This is a genomic window from Paenibacillus sp. MDV22-iso6 (genome assembly GCF_058408365.1).
In genome coordinates this window covers 124,691-146,176 of sequence record NZ_JBZVDZ010000007.1, presented here as the reverse complement: position 1 = coordinate 146,176, position 21,486 = coordinate 124,691, and the positions used below count along the sequence as shown (strand labels likewise).

The window sequence follows — 21,486 nt, the reverse complement described above, 5'->3', positions numbered from 1 at the left end:
AGGAATGAAGAATGGCCTTGCCAAAATTTTGGAGGGCAGCCATCTGGAGCAGGCGGAAGCGCGCGACTTGATGTACTCCATCATGAGAGGTGAGGCCACTCCGGCTCAAATCGGAGGTTTGCTTATGGGCTTGCGGATGAAGGGGGAAACGGTGGATGAAATCACGGGGTTTGCCGAAGCCATGCGTGGACAGGGCGGACGGATCCTGACCGACGGCAATGGACTGCTGGACACCTGTGGAACAGGTGGTTCAGGTATTCATAAGTTCAACATTTCAACAGCATCGGCGATCATTGCTTCAGCAGTCTCTGTCCGGGTGGCGAAGCATGGAAATCGCTCTGCCTCAGGCAAGGCGGGCAGTGCGGATGTACTTGAAGCATTGGGCGTGAATATTCATCTGGACGGAGAGCAGGCGAGACAATGTCTCGATGAGATCGGAATCTGTTTTTGTTTTGCTCAGGTGTACCACCCTTCTATGAAACATGCTGCTGCGCCAAGAAAAGAGCTGGGTGTGCGTACAATCTTTAACATGCTCGGACCTCTAACCAATCCTGCGGGAGCGGATCGACAATTGCTTGGTTTATATGACCGCAGCCGGACACCGATGATCGCTGAAGTGCTGAATCGTCTGGGGCTGAAAAGAGCTTTGGTTGTAGCGAGTCATGATGGACTGGATGAAATCAGCATCTCCGCACCTACCCAGGTATCCGAGCTGCGTAATGGTGAAGTGCATACGTATGACATTGATCCACGTGATATGGGATTATCGTTACATCCGCTGGAATCGGTTCTTGGAGGAGATGCGGCTCAGAACGCCGAAATTATTAAAAGGATCTTCCAGGGAGAACGGAGCGCATACCGCGATGTCGTTCTGTTGAATGCCGGGGCGTGCATCTATGTATCCGGTCTAGCAAATACCATTGCAGAAGGTGTGTTGATGGCGACAGACGCTGTAGACTCCGGCAAGGCTGCCGGGAAGCTGGAACAGTTAATTCATACAACGGAGGCGTACAGTCATGTATCTTGATCGAATCGTAGCAACCAAACATAAAGAAGTTGAAGTTCTGGCACAAACATTTCAGATGGACGATGCGCTGAAAAAGATAGAGGCATTACCCAATACTCGTGGATTCGAACGTGCTCTATCAGAGAGACGTAACCGTAAACTGGGTCTCATTGCCGAAGTGAAGAAGGCTTCTCCGTCCAAAGGACTGATTCGTCCTGATTTTCATCCAGTAGAAATTGCTTCCGCATACGAACGGGCTGGAGCGGATTGTATATCCGTATTGACCGACGTTTCTTATTTCCAGGGAAATAGCGAATACTTGCAGGCCATTCATGAAGCTGTGAACATACCGCTACTGCGCAAAGATTTTATTATAGATGAACGACAGATTGCCGAGGCAAGGCTGCTTGGCGCGGATGCCGTTTTGCTGATTGCGAGTATTCTGACACCCGAACAGATGCGTCAATATCTGACGTTTGCCAAAAGTCTGGGCCTGGATGCATTAATTGAAGTCCATGATCGTGCTGAACTGGAGCAAGTACTCGATATACCGCAGGCAACACTTGTGGGCATCAACAACCGCAATCTGAAAACGTTCGAAACCAGTCTCAACACCACGTTGGATTTGATGAACTTGATTCCGGATGGTGTCACATTAATCAGTGAAAGTGGAATTGACGGCCCTCAGCCACTGGAATCTCTTATTGAGGCAGGTGTGCATGGTATCCTTGTTGGGGAGCATCTGATGCGTAAGGACGATGTTGAGGCAGCGGTATATGAACTGATGGGACCAAAAGCATGAATGCATTTAATCATGACGGCACAAACAGCAGAGACGTGGATCTGCGAACCCGGCCGGCAGCGGCTGTAAAAATATGTGGACTTCAGGACGTTGAAGTGCTAAAATCGATGATAAACTTGCCTGTGGATTACGTTGGTGTTGTTTTTGCCCCATCCCGTCGCCGTATTACGCCTGAACAGGGTGCCGAGCTAAGAACGGTTCTCTTGGACTGGACGATGTTTGATCGGCCGAAGCTGGCGGGTGTTTTCGTGAATCCTACGCTCGAAGAGCTGGAAAGCATCATGCAGATTTCAGGCCTGGATGTCATTCAGCTGCATGGACAGGAATCGCCGGAATTTTGTGAACAGGTGAAGCAGCACTTCGGTACCGAAGTGTTCAAGGCTTTCTCTTTTCCCAAGGATGAAACAGGTTCATTAGCTGACGATACTGCCTTATTGGCACTTGATCCATATAAAAATGTGGTGGACGCCATATTGCTCGATACGTTTGACCCGCTCTATGGAGGGGGCTCCGGTAAAACCTTTGCCTGGGAACGAATTCCATTCTACGCCGAGTGGGCAAGAAAACATGGAATCGCGTTGTTCGTGGCAGGAGGTTTACAGCCGGATAATGTGCAACAACTGATACAGACATATGCACCGGACGGCGTCGATGTATCCAGCGGTGTAGAGTCCGAAGGTGTGAAGGATATTGCGAAAATTACAGCATTTGTAGAAAGGGTGAAGCAGGCATGACACATCAATTGCCGGATCAACACGGGCGTTTCGGTCCCTTCGGAGGCCGCTTTGTACCTGAGACACTAATGAACGCTCTGATCGAACTGGAGGAAGCGTATAGCCACTTCTCCGAAGACGAGGAATTCAACAAGGAACTGAATTACCTGCTAAGCGAGTATTCTGGCCGGGAAACGCCTTTATACCATGCAGAGCAATTGTCCCGCCGCTTGGGTGGACCCAAAATTTATCTGAAACGTGAAGACCTGAACCATACGGGAGCGCACAAGATCAATAACGCTATTGGACAGGGATTGCTGGCTAAACGGATGGGGAAAAAGAAAGTCATCGCCGAAACAGGTGCAGGACAGCATGGTGTTGCCACCGCAACAGTTGCTGCATTGCTGGGGCTTGAATGTAAAGTGTTTATGGGTGAAGAAGATACGCAACGGCAACAGTTGAACGTATTTCGGATGAAGCTGCTTGGGGCGGAAGTCATTCCGGTGACATCTGGCACGCGCACATTGAAAGATGCAGGAAACGAGGCGCTCCGCTACTGGGTTAGTAATGTGGAAGATACCTTCTACGTGCTTGGATCGGTAGTCGGTCCTCATCCGTACCCAATGATGGTACGTAACTTCCAGCGAGTGATCGGTGATGAGACACGGCGCCAGATTCAGGAGATTGAAGGACGTTTGCCGGATGTGATTGTTGCAGCTGTAGGCGGCGGAAGTAATGCAATCGGTATGTTCTATCCGTTTATTGGCGATCAGGATGTGAAGCTTGTTGGTGTTGAAGCAGCAGGTAAAGGGGTGGACACCGAGTTCCATGCGGCTACGATGAGCAAAGGGACACATGGTGTATTCCAGGGTTCGATGAGTTATCTACTGCAAGATGAATATGGACAGGTTCAGCCAGCCCATTCCATTTCAGCGGGACTTGATTATCCGGGTGTTGGTCCCGAGCATTCCTATCTCAAAGATATTAAACGTGCAAAATATGTTCCGATTACGGACCAGGAGGCATTGGATGCCTTGCAGTTGCTGAGCCGAACAGAAGGCATTATTCCCGCTTTGGAGTCAGCCCATGCTGTTGCGCAGGTCGTCAAGCTTGCGCCTGAACTCAGCGCTGATGATATCGTTGTGATCTGTCTTTCCGGTCGTGGTGACAAAGACGTTGAATCCATTATGAAATACACAGGAGGGGACTTGGCATGAACCTGATGGACCAGACCTTCCAACAATTGAAAGAACAGAACCGGACAGCACTTATTCCATTCCTTACGGTTGGAGATCCAGATGTGGATACCACGGTGGAAATCATTAAGGAATTGGAACAGGCGGGGGCAGACATTTTGGAACTCGGTGTTCCCTATTCTGATCCGCTCGCAGATGGACCGGTAATCCAGCGTGCTTCCGAGCGTGCATTGAAAAGTCAGATCACGATTCGGACTTGTATGGAGACAGCAGCAAGAGCGCGTGCGGAGGGTGTGAAAATGCCTTTTGTCCTGTTCACCTACTATAATCCAGTATTACAGACGGGATTGGATGTATTTTTTGACGAGTTGGTCAAACATGAGATCAGCGGCATGATCATTCCGGATCTTCCGATTGAGGAAGCCGAGGATATGCGACGCCGTGCAGATGCTGCAGGTGTGCATTTGGTTCCGCTCGTAGCCCCTACGTCCAACGCGAGGATCGAGCGTATTGTCACGGGAGCACGTGGTTTCATCTATTGTGTCTCTTCTCTGGGTGTCACGGGAGAGAGAGCTTCCTTTTTCGATGGGGTAGAGAGCTTCATTGAAACTGTAAAGAGCCTGACAGATATTCCTGTCGCTGTTGGCTTCGGCATTTCCAGTCACGAGCAGGTAGCTCGTTTCTCCCGCATCTGTGATGGTGTTGTTGTTGGTAGTGCTATCGTTCGTCAGGTGGAAGAAGCTATACCTCTTCTTGGAAACCCGGATACGCGTCAGGCGGGACTGTTGCAAATTCGCAACTTTGTGGCACAATTAAAAGGATAGGGATTAAATGATGTTACATCCCCGGGGCATGCTCAGCACAGGCTGAGGCATGTCCATAACTATTTCAATAACAGGAGGCGGTCGGGTTGAAACCGAAGTCCCAGATTGTCAATCTGCCTGTATATAAACCGGGCAAACCGATTGAAGAAGTGAAACGTGAACTGGGTTTGGAGCAAGTGATCAAGCTGGCCTCCAACGAAAATCCATATGGAAGTTCGCCTGCTGCGCTTGAAGCGATCACCAGAGAGCTGGTCAATGTAAGCATATATCCGGATGGCAGTTCCACGGAACTGACTGAAGTGCTGGCGAAGCATCTGGGGGTAGAACGGGATAATCTGATCTTTGGTTGTGGATCGGATGAAATCATTGCGTTGATCACTCGTGCATTCTTCCTCCCGGGAGACGAGAACATCATGGCTGACCAGACGTTCTCTGTATACAAAAGTAACGCTGACATCGAGGGTGCTGTCAGCATTGAAGTGCCACTTAAAGATGGAACTCATGACCTGACTTCCATGCTGGGACAAATCAATGATAAGACCAAAGCAGTTTGGGTATGTAACCCCAATAATCCAACGGGTACAATTATCTCTGAGCAGGAATTGACGGCATTTATGGATCGTGTACCTTCTCACGTCATGGTTGTGCTGGATGAAGCCTATTATGAATTCGTAACGGATGAGGCGTATCCACAAAGTGTCTCTATGATTGAGCGTTATCCTAACTTGGTCATTTTGCGGACATTCTCCAAAATCTACGGCCTGGCTTCATTGCGTATTGGATACGGTATTGCACGCCCGGAAGTGATCGATCTGATCAACCGCGTGCGTGAGCCGTTTAATACTTCACGATTCGGTCAGGCTGCGGCGAAAGCTGCACTTGAGGATCAGGCTTTTGTCCAAGAATGTGCGGAGCGTAATGCAGTAGAACGAGCGTATTTGCAAAATGAGTTCACACGGCTAGAACTGCCGTTTTTCCCTTCGCAGGGTAACTTCATCATGGTTGATCTGGAGATGCCTTCTGCAACGGCATTTCAGTCGCTATTGAAACAAGGCATTATTGTTCGTCCTGGATTCCATGTATATCCAACATACATTCGTGTGTCCGTAGGAACATCAGAACAGAACCGTGCGTTTGTCACGGCACTGGAGAACACGCTGGCTGAGAAGGCGGTAGCACGCCCTTAAATCTGGCGATGAAAAGAGTGAGGACCCATGAAACTAAAAATTGCAATGATCGGTGTAGGGCTCATCGGCGGTTCATTGGCGCTTTGCTTCAAAGGCAAGCCTGGTGTAACGGTGATGGGCTATGCCCACCTGCCTGAACTGAAGGACAAGTACATAGCGAGTGGTGTAGTGGATGATGCTACGCTCTCTCTGGAGGAAGCGGTACAGGATGCCGACTTTATTTTTTTGTGCGTACCTGTTGGGCTGCTCGAATCCTATTTTGGACAATTGGCCAAGCTTCCCTTGAAAAAGGGATGTATTATTACGGATGTAGGAAGCACAAAGGCGTCCATCGCAGCCTGTGCTGAGCATGTCCGCATGAGTGACGCATACTTTATCGGCGGGCATCCGATGGCCGGATCTGAGCGTGCAGGTGTAGATGCAGCCTCGGCAGTATTATTCGAGAATGCATACTATGTCTTGACCCCTTCAGAATATGTACCTGAGGAAGCTTATGACAGGTTATCTGATCTTCTTGCGTATACACGTGCCCAGATTGTACGTGTAGAGCCGCTGCTGCACGATGACATTGTGGGGGCGATTAGTCACTTGCCACATGTTATTGCAGTTGCGCTGGTGAACCAGGTGCGCGAATATAATGAATCGAACCCTTTGTATAAAATGCTAGCTGCAGGCGGTTTCCGGGATATTACTCGGATTGCCTCCAGTGATGCCATTGTATGGAGAGATATTTTGCTGAGCAACCGTGAGGTGCTGTTGGGCTTGCTGAAGGACTGGAACGGCCAGATGACGGCTTTCACCGAAATGCTGGAGCAACAAAATGGTGAGGGCATTGAGGAGGCGTTTCGTCAGGCACGCGAGTTCCGCAGTGTGCTGCCAGAACGACGGAAAGGTATGATCTCGTCGTTGTTTGATCTGTATACGGATGTACAGGATGCACCGGGGATGATCGGCAAGATTGCCACTGAGCTTGGGGCGAATGATATTAACTTAAGCAACATGGAGATTATTGAGAACCGGGTCGATGTACCGGGCATTATGCGTTTGTCGTTCCGGCAAGAAGAAGAGATGGAACGGGCCAAAACGTTGCTGGATTCCCTAGGGTATCAAGTGTGGATTTAGGTTTTTAGAAGGGGGCGAAGGCCCTCTTTCTTTGTGTTGAAAACTAACTGTTACAGGACATGTTCTAAAAAAGGACAAAAAAAAGACCGCTTACATAAGCGGCCATTGCTCACGTGGAGCAATACAGTTATTGGATAGGAGTGGAGAGAAACCATACTGTACTTTTATTATATGTATCCGTTTTCATTTTGTCAACACTTTGAGTAAAATTGTTTGAATTAATTATAACATTCGTAAATTAAGGAAATATAATCCTTGCATCAAAGTGGAATAGATCTTCATTTGGAACTGAAATTTTGAATTAATTCTTTATTCACACAAACTTTTTGAGGCCTTCGTTCGTCCAATATATGAGTGGCTTCACAAAAGGGATCAAATTGAAGTCATGGACGAGAAAACGGCCGCATAATAATGACTGGTCGGGCTTCAATGAAAGCCATGGATTTGCCAGGACGATGCAGACCGTTGTACAATAAATACTGTTAATGTAGAAACGTTGGGGAAATTGCCATTACATAGGGGAATTTGGCGGGAAGGCCTGTTTTGGCGCTGAACGCTGTTTTATGCGGTGAAAACCGCAACTTTTTTGTGCCTGTTCGGTAATACATGGATAGAGTCGAACGGGGAGAAGCACATGGATGGGCGAGGAGGGGTCGCACTCAAATGACGGATTCCCAGTTGATTCGAGAGATCAAGGAAGGTAACCTGGAGTTATATTCCGAGCTGATGAGTCGTTATCAGCGTAAAATACTGGCTTTCGTATATCATATGTTGAAAAGTTCTAATATGGAGCTGCTTGCGGAAGATCTCTGTTCTGAGACTTTCTATAAGGCGTTCCGCAGTCTGCACTCATTCCGAGAGGTGGATGCCTCATTCTCAACCTGGTTATATACCATCGCGAGAAATACGGTACTGAGTGAGCTTCGCAAACAGCGTAGTGGGAGTGTTCCACTTGAAGAGAGCGGTATTGTACCTGTTGCTCCTTCTGAGAATGCGCCAGAGCATGCTGTATTGCGCAGTGAGCGGGTGATGCTGGTTAGGGATGCAATTAACAATTTACCGGAGAAGCAGCGTTCTGCCATTATACTCCGAGAGTATGATCAACTAGATTACCAGGAGATTGCAAATATTCTTGGGCAGAGCGTCAGTTCTGTAAAATCGTTATTGTTCAGAGCAAGGTCAAGCGTAAAAACTCAATTGGAACCTTATTTCTTCGAACCGGTCTACGAGCCATATGAAGGGATGAAGAACAGATGAATTGCAATGAAGCCCAGGAACTGTTTGCACTGGTCTGGGACTTGCCGGAAGCTCACCCTCAGCGAATTGCATTTCATGCTCATCTCGCTGGTTGTGAAGATTGCTCGCAGCAATTTGAGGTGTGGGAAGAAGCTCAAATTCTGATGCACAGCATACCGGTCCCAGTGACAGAACAACAAGCAGAGAAAGTGAACCGTAATGTTATGGACCGGATCTATGCGGAGTCTCCATGGCTATTGCCGGGAGAGGCAAAGGTTAATCGTTTCTCTGCTGTAATCCGCAAGCATATGTCTTTGTGGATTGCTGCGTTCCTGGCAATTTTTTTATGCAGTTTTCTGTACATGGCGATGTTTAAGCCAGACGTATCAGAAGCTGAGCAGACCAATGTGGTCTCTACGGGCATTTTGGAGACAGGAGTAGCGGGCAGTGAGCCTTCTTCCTCCGGATTGTACAAGTACAACATGACGGGAGCGGACAGAGGTAGTATTATTGAGCCCTTCGTTGTGAGCATGGGCCCAGCGTATCCTCAGTACTGGATGGCGTTGTCACTGCTTGCAATAGGTATGGCTCTGTTCTCTCTTGGACGGATGCATCGTACAACGAACAAACGCAAACAAGGTGCACGTGCTTAGGTAAAGCTTTCGTTCACCGTATAGAGAAATGAGGGATGAGATGCGGATCGGGCTTATTCGTCACGGTCTAACCGACTGGAATGCGGCAGGACGTATTCAGGGACAGACAGACATACCTCTGAATGCAGAAGGTCGTGAGCAAGCTGAGCGTCTGGGTAGACGTTTGCTTACCGAAGAGTATCGCTGGGACCAAATCATTACGAGCGGGCTGTCTAGGGCTCAGGAGACGGGAGAGATTATCTCCGGGCTATTGAATGTTCCTTTGCTGGAGCCAGATGCACGCTTGAAGGAGCGTGCCTTTGGTCAGATTGAAGGTCTGACGTCCGAAGAGCGTGTTGCTCGCTGGGGCGCTTCCTGGGAGACGCTGGATTTGGGGCAGGAACAGATTGCTGATATTCAGACACGTGCATTGGGCTTTCTGGAGGATTTATGGGAGGCTCATCAGGACCAAAATGTGCTGATTGTCTCCCATGGCGCTTTTTTAGCCAATCTGCTATCAGCTTTGTATAAAGACCGCTATACGGAACGAATTGGAAACCTGTCGCTTACGATCCTGGAGAAGGAACGTGACGATTGGAGTCCACTGCTTTATAACTGTACACGACACCTTGCATTGGATCTGGCAAAACAACCTGAGTAATTAACTCAGGTTGTTTTTTTTGCGTTATAGCAATTTATAACTGTCATTCTATATGATTTTGAACCTCTCATTCTTCTTCTGAGCAGGCAACTTCGGGCATAGTATGGTTAAAACATAAAAGATTTGCAAAAAAGAGGTTTAGATCATGGGAATTCCGTCAACGATATTTACAAAACCAAACTACTCCAGGCCCCGAATCAACAGCCAAAAAGTAGTCAAGGGCGAGGCGATGGACCCATGAATCTAGCGGATATGCTTACTTTTGCCGATATCGGCCAGCTTAATCGAATAGCAGACTATTACCAGTGCGAGTGTAAGCCCAATTCCAAACATGAACTCATCCAGAGTATTCTCACTACATTGGGCAGCAGACCTTTTTTTGAGCAGCAGGTTCGTGAACTAAACCAGGTAGATCTGCGATTTTTGAACAACTTGCTGTTTGATGCCCGTCAATACTTCGGTATGGAGGAACTTGTCGCCATTGCTCGTCAATCGATGGATAAAAAAGATAGCGAGGCTGGAGCCAGTCCACGTGATCTTATCGTACGCTTCACGAAGAGTGGATGGTTGTTCAATGGCACAACTCAACAGACCAGGTATCTGTATCAGGTACCCCAGGATTTGCAATTGAGGTTTCGGGATGTGTTATCCACTCACCTGAAAGCCGGTATTGCACAGACGAGCGAGCCGCCCATTTACCGGGATGAATACCATCTACTCGCAGATGATCTGAAACTGTTTCTACAATTTGTCCAGCAGCATGAAATAGCACTAAACGCAGAAGGCATGATGTATCGTCGTTCTCAGCAGCAGATCATGGAGCATTTGCATGTGAGTGAGGCGCTGGTGAGTAAGGCAGGATGGAGATTTGGTTATGGTCGTTCGTTCAAAGACTACCCCGACCGATTTGCGTTCATCTATGACTACGCTTTTCATCATCGTCTGGTCCGCGAGGAGCAGGGCACGCTGAAATTGTCACCTTCCGGTGAAGACAAGCTGGGGGCAGAGAAAACAGCTGAGATGATACAGCTATTTCGGTTTTGGTTAAGACTTTATAAAGGTGCTATTCCCAATCTGTCCTCCATTGTGTACTGGACAGGGGAATGTGCAGCTAGCTGGTCCACAGCAGAGTCTTTGTTCCGACAGATTGGTCCCTACATTCAGCCGTTCTATTATGACACTGCAGAGACGATTTATGACAACAGGATACTCAAAATGATGCTGCACCTAGGCATGCTTCGCATTGGAGAGCATGCAGATGGGCGAACAGTACAAATGACAGCATGGGGTTCACGTCTTGCGTCATCCTGTCGCTCGCTATCCGGGGATATTACCCCCGTTATGTTTGACAAGTGAAGGACAAGTTGCTAAAATCACTCCCAAATTAAGGAGTGATACTTATGATAATTCCATACAAAGGTATGCAACCCCAGTTACACCCTTCGGTATATATGGCTGAAGGCGCCAAACTTATAGGTGATCTGACAATGGGTGAAGAATCTACGATCTGGTTCAATGCTGTGCTTCGCGCCGATCTGGCACCCATTGTGATTGGACGGCGCTGTAATATACAGGATAATGCTGTTGGACACGTCAACACGGATCAACCTTTGATTTTGGACGACGATGTGTCGGTAGGACATTCTGCGATTATCCATGGATGTCGTATCGGAACAGGTTCGCTGATTGGTATGGGCGCTATCCTTCTCAATGGAGCCGAAATTGGTGAATATACGCTGATCGGGGCCGGTTCTGTTGTTACTGAAAATACTAAAATTCCGCCCTATACCCTTGCTTTGGGCACACCAGCCAAAGTGATACGTGAGTTGACTGATGCAGATCTTGAGCGGATGTCGAGAACTACACTAGGTTATGTTGCCAAAGGAAAGGAGTATAGGAGCTCTTAAATCCGTTTTGGAGGTGCATCCTATTGGATAAAATGAAAGTTACGTATGAAGTCATGTTGGGGCTGGCTGCTGAGATGGTGTGGGACGACGCGCTTCGTAAACAGCGCAGCGAGAAGCTGTATATGGAAATCGATAATGCATTGGCTACCGGAGACGAAGTAGCTTTCCGGAATCTGACGGATGAACTGAAGGCCATAAACTGATGAGCATGTAAAAATAAATATATAACACAGGAAATGCGTGAAACACGCATTTCTTTTTTTCGTTCACGACCATTCCTGCACGGAAAAAGTATCAATCTCTGGATTTATAATATAAGCTCATATATAATATGGGAATAAAATGGATAGAGAGGGGAATTAGGGAATTGAAATTCAGTGAGATGACTCAAGACAGCTGGGCAGAACTGCAACTCTATCTGGATACATGCCTTATTCCATATACAGCCCTAACGGGCAAGCAGTCTCCGGTTGAAGCAACTGAGGCGTTGGAGTGGCTTAGAGATTTTTTGGATCTAGTGGAGATTCCGTTTAAAGGGCGTATCATGACTTACCCTGCATTCCATTATGCGTGTCCGGATATGTCAATGGCATTAAATACCTTATCCGAACAACTCAAATCTTCCGGTTTCAAATATGTGGTTATAATGTCATCTGATGGTGTGATGGAACAGACCCAAATTACTTCTGCAGATTTGGTATTAAGTCGTTCTGTTTTAATTCAAGAGGTTGGAGAAGAAGGGATTTCGCGTTTTGTCGGGGAAAAAATCCGTGAGTTATGGAAAAGATGACCTACCTGTGACAAATGTGACAATTTACCAACACTTTTTTAATAACGCTTACAAATGAACCTTAAAAATGTGTGACAAATTCTTGACGGTGTTCTAGGGCTACTATATGATTATGTATGTTCTAGTAAGTCGTGGAATTTCTGATAATGAAAACGATTAAGAGAGTTGGCTGAAAAAGGGGGTTGGAGACAGTATGAGCAGTGAGCATGACCAGCACGAAGCTTCGATGAAATTGCCAAGCCGCATGGAAATGTCACGCAGGCAGTTTTTGACGTACACGCTTGGTGGAGCTACAGCCTACATGGCCGCCGGTGCAATACTTCCCATGGTCCGTTTTGCGGTGGACCCGATTTTGCAGCACAAGGGAGAAGGCACCTCTGTCAAAGTAGCGGAAATCAGCAAAATTACGAATGAACCTCAAGAATTTACGTTTGAAGTGAAACAGCAAGACGGTTGGTATTTGAGCAATGCTTCGTTAATCGCCTGGATCAGGAAAGATGAACAGGGCAAAATCTATGCGCTTTCACCCATTTGTAAACATTTGGGATGTACCGTAGGTTGGAACAGTGATAAGCAGTATCCCGACGAATATCATTGTCCGTGCCATGGTGCGCATTATACCAAAGAAGGCAAGAATCTTGCCGTAGCCCCGAAGCCGCTGGATGAGTATGTGGTTAAGGAAGATCAGGGTTGGGTTTATCTGGGCGACATTGTTCCGAACACCCGAGTCAAATAGGAGGCGTGAACGCAGATGTTTAAAAATGTCTATGACTGGATTGACGAGCGTCTCGATATCACGCCAATTTGGAGGGACGTTGCGGATCATGAAGTTCCAGAGCACGTAAACCCGGCTCATCACTTTTCCGCATTCGTGTACTGCTTTGGTGGATTGACGTTCTTTATCACTGTTATTCAAATTTTGTCAGGGATGTTCCTGACCATGTATTATGTGCCTGATATTATTAATGCTTACGCCAGTGTCGAGTATTTGCAGACCAAAGTAGCCTTCGGCCAAATTGTACGCGGGATGCACCATTGGGGAGCCAGTTTGGTTATCGTTATGATGTTCTTACATACGATGCGTGTATTCTTTACCGGCTCTTACAAAGCACCACGTGAGATGAACTGGGTTGTCGGCATGCTGATCTTTTTTGTCATGCTGGGTCTCGGGCTTACCGGGTACCTGTTACCATGGGATAACAAAGCTTACTTTGCAACCAAGGTTACTCTGGAGATTGCGAACACGGTTCCTTGGCTGGGGCCGATCATTAAGGAATTCCTGCAAGGCGGAACTATTGTAGGTGCGCAGACGTTAACACGGTTCTTTGCCCTGCACGTCTTCTTCCTTCCGGCTGTGCTTCTGGTGCTTCTGGTCGGTCACTTTATTATGATCCGCAGACAGGGCATTTCGGGACCACTATAATCTGAGAAGGGAGGAATCGACATGGCTCACGGACACAAGTCAGATGACCAGGAAAAGATTATCTTCGTCGGGGACTCACGCGTCCGTAAAGGCGCGGGGTTTATAACTCCACCGGATTACACGGCGTATCCCGGCAAATCAGAGGCTTTTATTCCTAACTTCTTGCTGAAGGAATGGATGGTTGGTGTTGTTGTACTGGTTGGTATTCTGGTATTAACGATTTCGGAACCTGCACCATTGGGCTATCCCGCCAATCCAAGTGCATCGGTTATCCCGATGCCGGACTGGTACTTCCTTTTTCTGTATCAGTATTTGAAATACCCATATGCCTCAGGTGATTATGTCCTGCTCGGGGTACTTGGAGTCAGCGGAGTTGCTTTCGGCGCTTTGTTACTGGCCCCTTTTCTGGATACAGGCAAGGAGCGGCGTTTCTACAAACGTCCGATTGCATCATCACTTATGATTCTATCGGTGATGGCCGTTTTCTACCTGACCAATGTTGCGTGGACACACTACGCGCATGAGTTGGAAGCAAGCGGCCAGAAGCCGGAACATATTCAGCGTGAAGAAGAAGCGCGTGAGAAACACGCGCAGGGTCTGCCTACCTCCAATGCGGCAGGTCAAAAAGAAGAAGTGGCGATCGTTGAGAAGGATGACCCTGCAATGGAAACCTTCAAAAAGGCCGGATGTATCGGATGTCATGCGGCTGATATGAAGGGAGCAGGAGGACCTTCGCTTCGGGGTGTGGGCGACAAACACAGCCAGGAAGAAATCCTGACGATTATCAAAGAAGGATATAACAGTATGCCTGCTCAGTACGACAACGCCATTGCTCAAGGGCTGACAGATGATGACATCAATCACCTGGCAGAATGGCTTGCGAAACAGAAGGCAGAACAGTAAAATCGAAATAAGCAATGAAACCTGATCGTTTATGCGGTCAGGTTTTTTTGAGGCGTTTTTCGCAAAACCTATCTTTGGAATGCAGAACACATATGATGGAAGGGGCAGAGAATGTGGCTTTATCGTATTTTTGGAGCCGGGAATTTCTAACGAACCGTTATTTCCTGTGGCTTCTTTTTTGGTGTAATGCATTAGGAACAGTATATGGATACATATGGTACGGGGATCAATTGGAATATACGCTGGCACAGCAACCACTATGGCAAATTGTGTTTGTGCCGGACAGTCCGACGGCGAGTCTGTTTTTTACACTATCCTTGTTGTGGATTTTGTACAAGCCGAAATCGATGCTTCTGAATCGGATTGGACATATCATACAGGCGCTTGCTGTGGTTACTTCGGTAAAATACGGTGTTTGGGCAGTCTCCATCATTTTTGCAGGCTGGATGCAGGGGGGCGCACAGAACTGGCAGGATTGGATGTTAATTGCGTCGCATAGCGCCATGGCTATTGAGGCTCTGCTGTATGTGCGGTTCTTTGGGTTCCGTTGGGGTGCTCTAACAATCGCTGCATTATGGACGCTGTTAAACGATACGATGGATTATACTTATGACATCTTCCCTTGGCTGCCCGCATCGCTGATGGACCATCTGGATGGTGTACGCAACTTCACAGTGGGACTGACGCTTGTGAGCATTCTCTGTGCATGGCTTGCATTGAGACAGGCCAAACGGACCTGATTTCCTAATGTAAGCTTGTTCTAAGGAACTCCGGCCCGCCATACATTGATGGTGGGAGGGATGTCCATGAAGAGAACGTTCAGGATCAAAACTGGATTTATGGTGGTGTCGTTCATGACTCTACTGTTCTGGACGAACTTGTCATACAGCGTATCAGCGGAAAGTACAGGTGCGAACGGAAATACAGATCAGCAAGTATTAGCCAAAAATTCAATTCAGCAATTAAATGAAGAAGCGGCCCTGCTGTATCGACATGCCTTGGAGAATGATATTGAAGAGGTTAGAGGCAGTATTTTGCGAATCAGTAAAGGTCTGGAGCATATATCCTTTGAGGGTCAGACGACAGTAGAAGGCATTCATGCCCTATCCGAGACCATTGTTGAAGTGAAAGAAGCTGCGGTCAGGGTGAAAAGTGATGATGCATCTCTGCAGCAGGCCTCTGCCAAACTTCGACTTGCGGCAGACAGTCTTGCGAACCCGGCCAAACCTTTATGGCTCCAGTATTATAAAATCGTAAAAAATGATATTGATGCGCTATCAACCGCGGCAAATCAACAGTTAAGTTCGGCGATAATAGCAAGTCGCTACGCCTTACTGGAGGAGCATTACGAGACGATCCGGCCTGCGGCGATGATCCGCCGTGAACCTTACGAGATCGCCCAACTGGACGCCTGGTTGTCTCATACCAAGGGTCTGACTGCGGCCAAGCAGACTGACATCGCACAATTGAAGAGTATGGTAACCCACGGTGAAGAGTTGGTGAACCAGTTGTTTGGTCGGGAAAAGGACGAAAGTGCCTTCGTACCGTTTGTTCAGGGGCCCAATCGTAGGGCAGCCGGATTGCTCATTACTTCCATAATCATAGCAACGCTAAGTTATGCGGGTTATCGTAAATATCGGGCACAGCAACAAGGGATTTTTCCTTTTCGGCGTTAAGCCATTACTGTTATCACGATATGACAAAGACCTCTTTCTACAAGGCAGGCCATTCGTGGCCTTCTCTTGGGGAGAGAGGTTTTCTTTTTTGTAGAAGTAAAAGGTCAACTTTCCTTAAACCCTTCTCCATGTACATCATGCACATCGCTAATAATAACAAATGCTCTAGGATCAACCGAACGCACAATCGTCTGCAAACGTCGGAATTCCTGCCTGGAGATGACACAGTAAGCAACATGTTTGGCCTGCTTCGAATATGCACCAATGGCGGGAATGAGCGTTACACCGCGGTCCATATCACGGGTAATCAAATCTGCAATCTCAGGTGCATGGTCACTGATGATCATAAATGCGCGAGCCGAATAGGCTCCTTCCTGAATGAAGTCGATCACTTTAGAAGCGATAAACACAGCTACAAGGGTATACAGTATTTTTTCTTTGGGAATGTAGACGAGGGAGATACCAATAATGATGAAATCGATACCTAATAGTACACGTCCCATACTCCAGCCATATTTTCGATTAAGAATGCGGGCAATGATGTCAGAGCCACCTGTCGTTCCACCCCAGCGGAATACGATGCCAAGCCCTGCTCCCAATGTAACTCCAGCGTAAAGTGCTGCAAGTAAAAGATCATTCTGGGTATGCAGCGGTTCAATCCAACCAAGATGAATCATTTTTTCAAATAACCACAGGAACACAGTAAGTGCTCCTATACCCACACCTGTATAGATCATCTGTCTGCCGCCCAATATCTTAAGCCCCACCAGAAAGAGTGGAATATTAACAACCAAGGTTGTAAGCGAAGGAGAGATGTTGAACGCATAATTTAGCAGGACCGTAATCCCGGTTACGCCGCCTTCCATGAGCTGGTTGGGGATGATGAAGTACAGAAGTCCAAAGGCATATAATGCCGTACCCAATAGGATGGGGAGAATCAATTTGAATTGAACCCAGGTTTTGGAAGTGCTCATAAGTTCCCTCTCCATTTTACAAATTAGAATGAGAAAGCAATCATTCCCATCTTAGTATACCTGTTTATCGATTCTTTAAAAATGATTTGTCGTTTATGATGGTGGAAGTGAATCTAAATAACTGATATATTAGGAACAAATACGACACAATTTCAAAAGGAGAATCCGTTCTCATGGAGAAAAGCATTGCAGAAATGCAGCGTGAGGTTGATCTGTATATTTCCCAGTTCAAAGAAGGATACTTCAGCCCGCTGGCCATGCTCGCCCGTATGTCTGAAGAGGTGGGAGAGCTTGCAAGGGAAGTGAATCACGAGTTCGGTGAAAAACCGAAAAAATCTTCCGAAGCAGACAATTCCATTGAGCTTGAGCTCGGTGATATTTTATTTATCACGATTTGTTTTGCTAATTCTCTCGGGATCGACCTGGCAGAGGCGCACGACAAAGTCATGCATAAATTTAACACACGCGATGCAAATCGGTGGACGCCAAAAAACACCGATTAGGCGTAGATTACATATGCTGTACCATCACCTCAATGAGGGAGGGACAGCTTGGATGATGAAACCGGAAGAGTATATGCAGCATGCGTACCGCTGTATTTTGCAAAATGATTTTGAGCAGGCGATTCGTTGGTTCGAATCTGCCATTGATGCTCACCCGGAACATGCGGAGCTCTATTATCGTTGTTCCATTACACATGCCCGCAGTCAACACTTGGCTCCAGCGCTTGAATATGCGCGTAAGGCTGTTGAACTGTCACAGGGGATAGAGGAATATGTTTTGCATTTACAGACCCTGGAAGCCAAACAGATAAGCCTTCAGGCCAAGGTGTTGCTTGAGCAGGCAGGAGACGGAACGCATGAACGATATGTGCAGGCGGCCGATCTGCTGAAACAGGCAGTTAAACTTGACCCGTTATATGTGGAAGCGCATATCATGCTTGCTCTTGCTTACAGCGATCTGAATGAGTTCGACCTTGCAACCCGTTCCGTACGTGACGCATTGTTGCTGGACCCGCAGAATGATCAACTGCATCTATTGTTACAGGAAATTAAGCAGCGTATGAAATCCATTCAATAAGATGCCATTTCATAACGGGATGGAAATCGTTTGAACTGGATTCAACCAAATGAACCAACATAGTGAGGAGATGCAGTCAAGATGAGTGAAGTAATAAGAGTTGCCGTAATCGGAGCGGCTGGCCGGATGGGCCGTGAAGTAGTGAAACTGGTGCTTCAAGATCCTGAACTGGAGCTCGCCGCAGCGGTCAACCGCTCAGGAGTAGGCACGGATGCCGGAACACTTGTCGGTCTACCCGAATGTGGGGTGCTTTTGACCGATGATATCGAGATGGCTTTTGCAGAGACTAAACCGCAGGTTATGGTGGACTTCACAGTCCCTCAATATGCCTTTGCCCATACAGAAATTGCCATTCGTCACGGAGTAAGACCTGTTATGGGTGTTACCGGCTTTACGCCGGAGCAGATCGAACAGCTGGACAAGCAGTGTCAGGACAAAGGCATTGGAGGGTTGATTGCCCCGAACTTCTCAATCGGTGCTATTCTGATGATGAGATTTGCCGCACAGGCTGCCAAACATATGCCGAATGTGGAGATCATCGAATATCACGGGGATCAGAAGCTGGATGCTCCTTCGGGTACAGCAATCAAAACAGCCGAGCTAATTGCAGCAAACCGCGAGGAACTTCGTCAGGGTAATCCGAATGAAGAAGAGACGATCGAAGGATCGCGTGGCGGATATTATAATGGATTCCGAATTCATAGCGTACGGTTGCCGGGAGTGTTCGCCCAGCAGGAAGTGGTATTTGGAGACTTTGGCCAATCCCTCAAAATTCGTCATGACTCCTATGAACGTGCAGGTTATATGCCTGGTGTTAAGATTGGTGTACAGAAGGTTATGGAATATACAGGACTTATCTACGGATTTGATCACTTTATCGACTAAGAGAGGTAGTTCAAAAAGTCAACTTTTGAACACACACTAAAAGGAGATTGTCATGTTGAAAATTGCATTTATTGCCCATGATCGCAAAAAAGAAGAGATGGTTAACTTCGTGACAGCCTACGAAAATGTATTTACAGACCATCAACTATACTCGACAGGTACAACAGGTCTTCGCATTATGGAAGGAACCTCTTTACAGATCCATCGGTTTGAATCCGGTCCACTGGGCGGGGATCAACAGATCGGAGCCTTGGTTGCGCAAAATGAGATGGATTTGATTATTTTTCTGCGTGATCCATTGATGGCACAGCCTCATGAACCAGATATTAACGCTTTGCTGCGTCTGTGCGATGTACAGGGGATTCCGCTTGCTACGAATATTGCAACTGCAGAGATTCTCGTTAAAGCGCTCGATCGCGGTGATTTTGGCTGGAGAGAGCTTGTACATAAATACAAGCCTGAGGGTGGATTGAATTCGGGTGATGCTCAATGAGTTTGGACATTCTCATATTTGGTGCACACGCGGATGATGCAGAGATTGGGATGGCAGGAACGATTGCCAAACATACTGCAGCTGGACTGAAAGTAGGCGTGTGTGATCTGAGCCGGGCGGAGATGTCTTCCAACGGGACGGTAGAGCGCAGAGCCGAGGAAGCGGAGCAAGCCTCCCGCGTCCTCGGTCTTTCGTGTCGAAGCAATCTCGGTTTGCCTGATCGGGGGCTGTATATTACTCCAGAACACATCGAGGCTGTGACTGCCGAGATACGGCGTCATGCCCCTCGAATCGTGTTTGCGCCATATTGGGAGGATCGTCACCCGGATCATGTGATGTGCAGCAAACTGGTGCAGGAGGCTGTCTTTAATGCCAAGCTTAGAAACTATATGCCGGACATGCCCGCAGTTCAGGTGAAAGAATTGTATTTTTACTTTATTAACGATATCGGACCAACGGATTTGATTGTGGATATTACGGAACACTATGAGCAGAAGGAAAATTCATTGCTCAGTTATCGATCTCAGTTCGAATTGGGAGAAGGCGCAGTTGCCACTCCATTGACTCAAGGATATATTGAACGTGTGAAAGCTCGGGATTCTTTGCTCGGACAGCGGAGCCTTATTCCATTTGCAGAAGGATTCGCTAGCATTACACCTTATGTAGTTCATCAATTTGGCCAAGCGGCCAAGTCATAAAACGATCGAACTTGCTCGTATAAATCATTTATCAATTGCATTTCCGTTGCATTACATCAACCTGCACACGCGGGAGATTAAAGGAGCGTCCACCGGATGGATCAAAAGCTAAAAATTGGTATTACCTGTTATCCGTCCCTCGGAGGGTCTGGCGTTGTCGCAACGGAGCTGGGCAAATTGCTTGCCGAACAGGGTCACCAGGTTCACTTTATTGCTAATAGTATCCCGTTTAGACTGGGTAAATTCCAGAAAAATATTTTTTATCATGAAGTTGAGGTCAACGATTACTACGTCTTCCGTTATCCACCGTATGACCTGTCATTGGCCACGAAAATGGCGCAAGTAGCCAAAGCACAGCAACTGGATCTGCTACATGTACATTATGCAGTTCCACATGCGGTGTGTGCCTTTTTGGCAAAACAAATGGTTGGTGAGGACTTAAAGGTGGTTACAACGTTACACGGAACAGATATTACTGTGCTGGCGCAGGATGAGTCGTTGAAGGATTTGATTCGACTTGCCATCAACGAGAGTGATGCGGTTACGGCCGTATCTCAGGATTTGATTCGTGAAACGGTTGAGTTGCTGGATATAAGACGTCCAATCGATCTGACCTATAACTTTATTGATAAAAGAATTTATTATCCACGTGATGCAGCAAGTCTGCGTAGAGACTTCGCAGCACCTCACGAAAAAATACTGATGCATATCTCCAACTTCCGTCCTGTGAAGAGAACACAGGATGTGGTAGAAGTGTTCCGTCAAGTACAGGAGCAAGTACCTGCCAAGCTGTTATTTGTTGGAGAAGGACCGGACTTGCCGAAGATTCAATGGAAGATTAATGAGCTTGGACTGAATGACAAGGTTCATTTCCTAGGTAAGCAGGATGATATTGCTCAAGTCATTTCGATGGCTGATGTGCTTATGCTGCCGTCTGAGAAGGAAAGCTTTGGACTGGTAGCACTCGAAGCCATGGCTTGTGGTGTACCTACTATTGGATCACAGGCAGGGGGTATTCCTGAACTGGTATTGCACGGCAAGACCGGATTTTTGTCTCCAATTGGCGACACGCAATCGATGGCGGAGAACACGATTCGTTTGTTGACTGACGACCGTTTGACAGCAGACTTCAGAGAGGCATGTTTGAGACGGGCCCATCATGATTTCTGTAATGATGCCATTCGGCATGAATATGAACAAATATACTACCGGGTGCTGGGACGTGAAGTTCCGAATCTGAAGCCGGTTTGTGGCTGATTGTCAGATAGGATTGTTCCA

At 47.3% G+C, this 21,486-nt stretch carries 26 protein-coding genes; 25 read left to right on the top strand and 1 reads right to left on the bottom strand.

What is annotated here, in order from left to right:
- The first annotated feature begins 4 nt into the window (after nt 1-4).
- The 19 genes from trpD to AC4PM4_RS20070 all read left to right on the top strand — a co-directional run bounded on the left by trpD (nt 5) and on the right by AC4PM4_RS20070 (nt 16,078).
- Nucleotides 5-1,027, top strand: coding sequence for an anthranilate phosphoribosyltransferase (trpD, locus tag AC4PM4_RS20160; protein ID WP_371121629.1), 1,023 nt, complete (start codon nt 5-7; stop codon nt 1,025-1,027).
- Entirely contained in the window at nt 1,017-1,808 is a 792-nt protein-coding gene (gene trpC, locus AC4PM4_RS20155) for an indole-3-glycerol phosphate synthase TrpC (protein ID WP_063566775.1), read from the top strand. Before trpD ends, trpC begins: the two co-directional genes overlap by 11 nt.
- Nucleotides 1,805-2,542 carry a phosphoribosylanthranilate isomerase gene (locus AC4PM4_RS20150; RefSeq protein ID WP_072733417.1) on the top strand — a complete coding sequence of 246 codons (738 nt, stop codon included), beginning with the start codon at nt 1,805-1,807 and terminating at the stop codon, nt 2,540-2,542. Before trpC ends, AC4PM4_RS20150 begins: the two co-directional genes overlap by 4 nt.
- On the top strand, nt 2,539-3,738 hold the full coding sequence (gene trpB / locus AC4PM4_RS20145) for a tryptophan synthase subunit beta (RefSeq protein ID WP_063566776.1): 1,200 nt from the start codon (nt 2,539-2,541) through the stop codon (nt 3,736-3,738). Before AC4PM4_RS20150 ends, trpB begins: the two co-directional genes overlap by 4 nt.
- Nucleotides 3,735-4,541, top strand: a complete 807-nt coding sequence (gene trpA / locus AC4PM4_RS20140; protein ID WP_063566777.1) for a tryptophan synthase subunit alpha — start codon at nt 3,735-3,737, stop codon at nt 4,539-4,541. Before trpB ends, trpA begins: the two co-directional genes overlap by 4 nt.
- Nucleotides 4,542-4,627: 86 nt before the next feature.
- Nucleotides 4,628-5,728, top strand: a complete 1,101-nt coding sequence (gene hisC, locus AC4PM4_RS20135) for a histidinol-phosphate transaminase (protein WP_072733416.1) — start codon at nt 4,628-4,630, stop codon at nt 5,726-5,728.
- 27 nt (nt 5,729-5,755) lie between these two features.
- The gene (locus AC4PM4_RS20130; protein WP_063566779.1) at nt 5,756-6,850 is read left to right on the top strand and encodes a prephenate dehydrogenase; all 1,095 of its coding nucleotides are present in this window, start codon (nt 5,756-5,758) and stop codon (nt 6,848-6,850) included.
- Nucleotides 6,851-7,513: 663 nt separating this feature from the next.
- Nucleotides 7,514-8,107 (top strand): RNA polymerase sigma factor, encoded by a 594-nt coding sequence (locus tag AC4PM4_RS20125; protein WP_053780698.1) that lies wholly within the window; start codon nt 7,514-7,516, stop codon nt 8,105-8,107.
- Nucleotides 8,104-8,739: an anti-sigma factor family protein gene (locus tag AC4PM4_RS20120; protein ID WP_491614426.1), complete on the top strand. Its 636-nt coding sequence runs from the start codon at nt 8,104-8,106 to the stop codon at nt 8,737-8,739. The genes AC4PM4_RS20125 and AC4PM4_RS20120 overlap by 4 nt, the downstream gene beginning before the upstream one ends.
- A gap of 40 nt (nt 8,740-8,779) precedes the next feature.
- Complete coding sequence (locus tag AC4PM4_RS20115; protein WP_491614425.1) at nt 8,780-9,379, top strand: histidine phosphatase family protein; 600 nt, start codon at nt 8,780-8,782, stop codon at nt 9,377-9,379.
- 237 nt (nt 9,380-9,616) lie between these two features.
- The gene (locus tag AC4PM4_RS20110; protein WP_491614424.1) at nt 9,617-10,735 is read left to right on the top strand and encodes a hypothetical protein; all 1,119 of its coding nucleotides are present in this window, start codon (nt 9,617-9,619) and stop codon (nt 10,733-10,735) included.
- A gap of 44 nt (nt 10,736-10,779) precedes the next feature.
- On the top strand, nt 10,780-11,286 hold the full coding sequence (locus AC4PM4_RS20105) for a gamma carbonic anhydrase family protein (protein ID WP_063566783.1): 507 nt from the start codon (nt 10,780-10,782) through the stop codon (nt 11,284-11,286).
- A gap of 23 nt (nt 11,287-11,309) precedes the next feature.
- Nucleotides 11,310-11,489, top strand: coding sequence for an IDEAL domain-containing protein (locus tag AC4PM4_RS20100; protein WP_063566784.1), 180 nt, complete (start codon nt 11,310-11,312; stop codon nt 11,487-11,489).
- 164 nt (nt 11,490-11,653) lie between these two features.
- Complete coding sequence (locus AC4PM4_RS20095; protein WP_491614423.1) at nt 11,654-12,076, top strand: DUF2487 family protein; 423 nt, start codon at nt 11,654-11,656, stop codon at nt 12,074-12,076.
- Nucleotides 12,077-12,269: 193 nt separating this feature from the next.
- Nucleotides 12,270-12,812: a QcrA and Rieske domain-containing protein gene (locus AC4PM4_RS20090; protein WP_063566786.1), complete on the top strand. Its 543-nt coding sequence runs from the start codon at nt 12,270-12,272 to the stop codon at nt 12,810-12,812.
- A gap of 15 nt (nt 12,813-12,827) precedes the next feature.
- Complete coding sequence (qcrB, locus tag AC4PM4_RS20085) at nt 12,828-13,499, top strand: menaquinol-cytochrome c reductase cytochrome b subunit (protein ID WP_017687726.1); 672 nt, start codon at nt 12,828-12,830, stop codon at nt 13,497-13,499.
- Nucleotides 13,500-13,520: 21 nt separating this feature from the next.
- Nucleotides 13,521-14,402, top strand: coding sequence for a c-type cytochrome (locus AC4PM4_RS20080; protein ID WP_452562498.1), 882 nt, complete (start codon nt 13,521-13,523; stop codon nt 14,400-14,402).
- Between the two features lie 113 nt (nt 14,403-14,515).
- Nucleotides 14,516-15,142 carry a DUF1405 domain-containing protein gene (locus tag AC4PM4_RS20075; RefSeq protein WP_090807585.1) on the top strand — a complete coding sequence of 209 codons (627 nt, stop codon included), beginning with the start codon at nt 14,516-14,518 and terminating at the stop codon, nt 15,140-15,142.
- 66 nt (nt 15,143-15,208) lie between these two features.
- Nucleotides 15,209-16,078 carry a sporulation protein YpjB gene (locus AC4PM4_RS20070; RefSeq protein WP_064636870.1) on the top strand — a complete coding sequence of 290 codons (870 nt, stop codon included), beginning with the start codon at nt 15,209-15,211 and terminating at the stop codon, nt 16,076-16,078.
- Between the two features lie 104 nt (nt 16,079-16,182).
- Here AC4PM4_RS20070 and AC4PM4_RS20065 read toward each other — a convergent pair whose 3' ends face one another.
- Complete coding sequence (locus AC4PM4_RS20065) at nt 16,183-17,052, bottom strand: YitT family protein (protein WP_063566789.1); 870 nt, start codon at nt 17,050-17,052, stop codon at nt 16,183-16,185.
- Nucleotides 17,053-17,225: 173 nt separating this feature from the next.
- On the opposite strand from AC4PM4_RS20065, the gene AC4PM4_RS20060 reads away from it, so the two are divergent.
- The 6 genes from AC4PM4_RS20060 (at nt 17,226) to bshA (ending at nt 21,465) form a co-directional block, all read left to right on the top strand.
- On the top strand, nt 17,226-17,555 hold the full coding sequence (locus tag AC4PM4_RS20060) for a nucleotide pyrophosphohydrolase (protein WP_024630636.1): 330 nt from the start codon (nt 17,226-17,228) through the stop codon (nt 17,553-17,555).
- 52 nt (nt 17,556-17,607) lie between these two features.
- Entirely contained in the window at nt 17,608-18,132 is a 525-nt protein-coding gene (locus AC4PM4_RS20055) for a tetratricopeptide repeat protein (protein WP_236703321.1), read from the top strand.
- Nucleotides 18,133-18,213: 81 nt separating this feature from the next.
- Nucleotides 18,214-19,017: a 4-hydroxy-tetrahydrodipicolinate reductase gene (dapB, locus tag AC4PM4_RS20050; RefSeq protein WP_053780709.1), complete on the top strand. Its 804-nt coding sequence runs from the start codon at nt 18,214-18,216 to the stop codon at nt 19,015-19,017.
- Nucleotides 19,018-19,069: 52 nt separating this feature from the next.
- Nucleotides 19,070-19,510 (top strand): methylglyoxal synthase, encoded by a 441-nt coding sequence (gene mgsA / locus AC4PM4_RS20045; RefSeq protein ID WP_024630633.1) that lies wholly within the window; start codon nt 19,070-19,072, stop codon nt 19,508-19,510.
- Nucleotides 19,507-20,208 carry a bacillithiol biosynthesis deacetylase BshB1 gene (gene bshB1 / locus AC4PM4_RS20040; protein ID WP_491614418.1) on the top strand — a complete coding sequence of 234 codons (702 nt, stop codon included), beginning with the start codon at nt 19,507-19,509 and terminating at the stop codon, nt 20,206-20,208. Before mgsA ends, bshB1 begins: the two co-directional genes overlap by 4 nt.
- Nucleotides 20,209-20,304: 96 nt before the next feature.
- Entirely contained in the window at nt 20,305-21,465 is a 1,161-nt protein-coding gene (gene bshA, locus AC4PM4_RS20035) for an N-acetyl-alpha-D-glucosaminyl L-malate synthase BshA (RefSeq protein ID WP_064636876.1), read from the top strand.
- Nucleotides 21,466-21,486: the final 21 nt, after the last annotated feature.

What these genes read in the sequence shown, in the direction of transcription:
- trpD (WP_371121629.1), top strand. Translation starts at nt 5, where the DNA reads ATGAAGAATGGCCTTGCCAAAATTTTGGAGGGCAGCCATCTGGAGCAG.
- trpC (WP_063566775.1), top strand. Translation starts at nt 1,017, where the DNA reads ATGTATCTTGATCGAATCGTAGCAACCAAACATAAAGAAGTTGAAGTT.
- AC4PM4_RS20150 (WP_072733417.1), top strand. Translation starts at nt 1,805, where the DNA reads ATGAATGCATTTAATCATGACGGCACAAACAGCAGAGACGTGGATCTG.
- trpB (WP_063566776.1), top strand. Translation starts at nt 2,539, where the DNA reads ATGACACATCAATTGCCGGATCAACACGGGCGTTTCGGTCCCTTCGGA.
- trpA (WP_063566777.1), top strand. Translation starts at nt 3,735, where the DNA reads ATGAACCTGATGGACCAGACCTTCCAACAATTGAAAGAACAGAACCGG.
- AC4PM4_RS20130 (WP_063566779.1), top strand. Translation starts at nt 5,756, where the DNA reads ATGAAACTAAAAATTGCAATGATCGGTGTAGGGCTCATCGGCGGTTCA.
- AC4PM4_RS20125 (WP_053780698.1), top strand. Translation starts at nt 7,514, where the DNA reads ATGACGGATTCCCAGTTGATTCGAGAGATCAAGGAAGGTAACCTGGAG.
- AC4PM4_RS20120 (WP_491614426.1), top strand. Translation starts at nt 8,104, where the DNA reads ATGAATTGCAATGAAGCCCAGGAACTGTTTGCACTGGTCTGGGACTTG.
- AC4PM4_RS20115 (WP_491614425.1), top strand. Translation starts at nt 8,780, where the DNA reads ATGCGGATCGGGCTTATTCGTCACGGTCTAACCGACTGGAATGCGGCA.
- AC4PM4_RS20110 (WP_491614424.1), top strand. Translation starts at nt 9,617, where the DNA reads ATGAATCTAGCGGATATGCTTACTTTTGCCGATATCGGCCAGCTTAAT.
- AC4PM4_RS20105 (WP_063566783.1), top strand. Translation starts at nt 10,780, where the DNA reads ATGATAATTCCATACAAAGGTATGCAACCCCAGTTACACCCTTCGGTA.
- AC4PM4_RS20090 (WP_063566786.1), top strand. Translation starts at nt 12,270, where the DNA reads ATGAGCAGTGAGCATGACCAGCACGAAGCTTCGATGAAATTGCCAAGC.
- qcrB (WP_017687726.1), top strand. Translation starts at nt 12,828, where the DNA reads ATGTTTAAAAATGTCTATGACTGGATTGACGAGCGTCTCGATATCACG.
- AC4PM4_RS20080 (WP_452562498.1), top strand. Translation starts at nt 13,521, where the DNA reads ATGGCTCACGGACACAAGTCAGATGACCAGGAAAAGATTATCTTCGTC.
- AC4PM4_RS20070 (WP_064636870.1), top strand. Translation starts at nt 15,209, where the DNA reads ATGAAGAGAACGTTCAGGATCAAAACTGGATTTATGGTGGTGTCGTTC.
- AC4PM4_RS20065 (WP_063566789.1), bottom strand. Translation starts at nt 17,052, where the DNA reads ATGAGCACTTCCAAAACCTGGGTTCAATTCAAATTGATTCTCCCCATC.
- AC4PM4_RS20060 (WP_024630636.1), top strand. Translation starts at nt 17,226, where the DNA reads ATGGAGAAAAGCATTGCAGAAATGCAGCGTGAGGTTGATCTGTATATT.
- AC4PM4_RS20055 (WP_236703321.1), top strand. Translation starts at nt 17,608, where the DNA reads ATGATGAAACCGGAAGAGTATATGCAGCATGCGTACCGCTGTATTTTG.
- dapB (WP_053780709.1), top strand. Translation starts at nt 18,214, where the DNA reads ATGAGTGAAGTAATAAGAGTTGCCGTAATCGGAGCGGCTGGCCGGATG.
- mgsA (WP_024630633.1), top strand. Translation starts at nt 19,070, where the DNA reads ATGTTGAAAATTGCATTTATTGCCCATGATCGCAAAAAAGAAGAGATG.
- bshB1 (WP_491614418.1), top strand. Translation starts at nt 19,507, where the DNA reads ATGAGTTTGGACATTCTCATATTTGGTGCACACGCGGATGATGCAGAG.
- bshA (WP_064636876.1), top strand. Translation starts at nt 20,305, where the DNA reads ATGGATCAAAAGCTAAAAATTGGTATTACCTGTTATCCGTCCCTCGGA.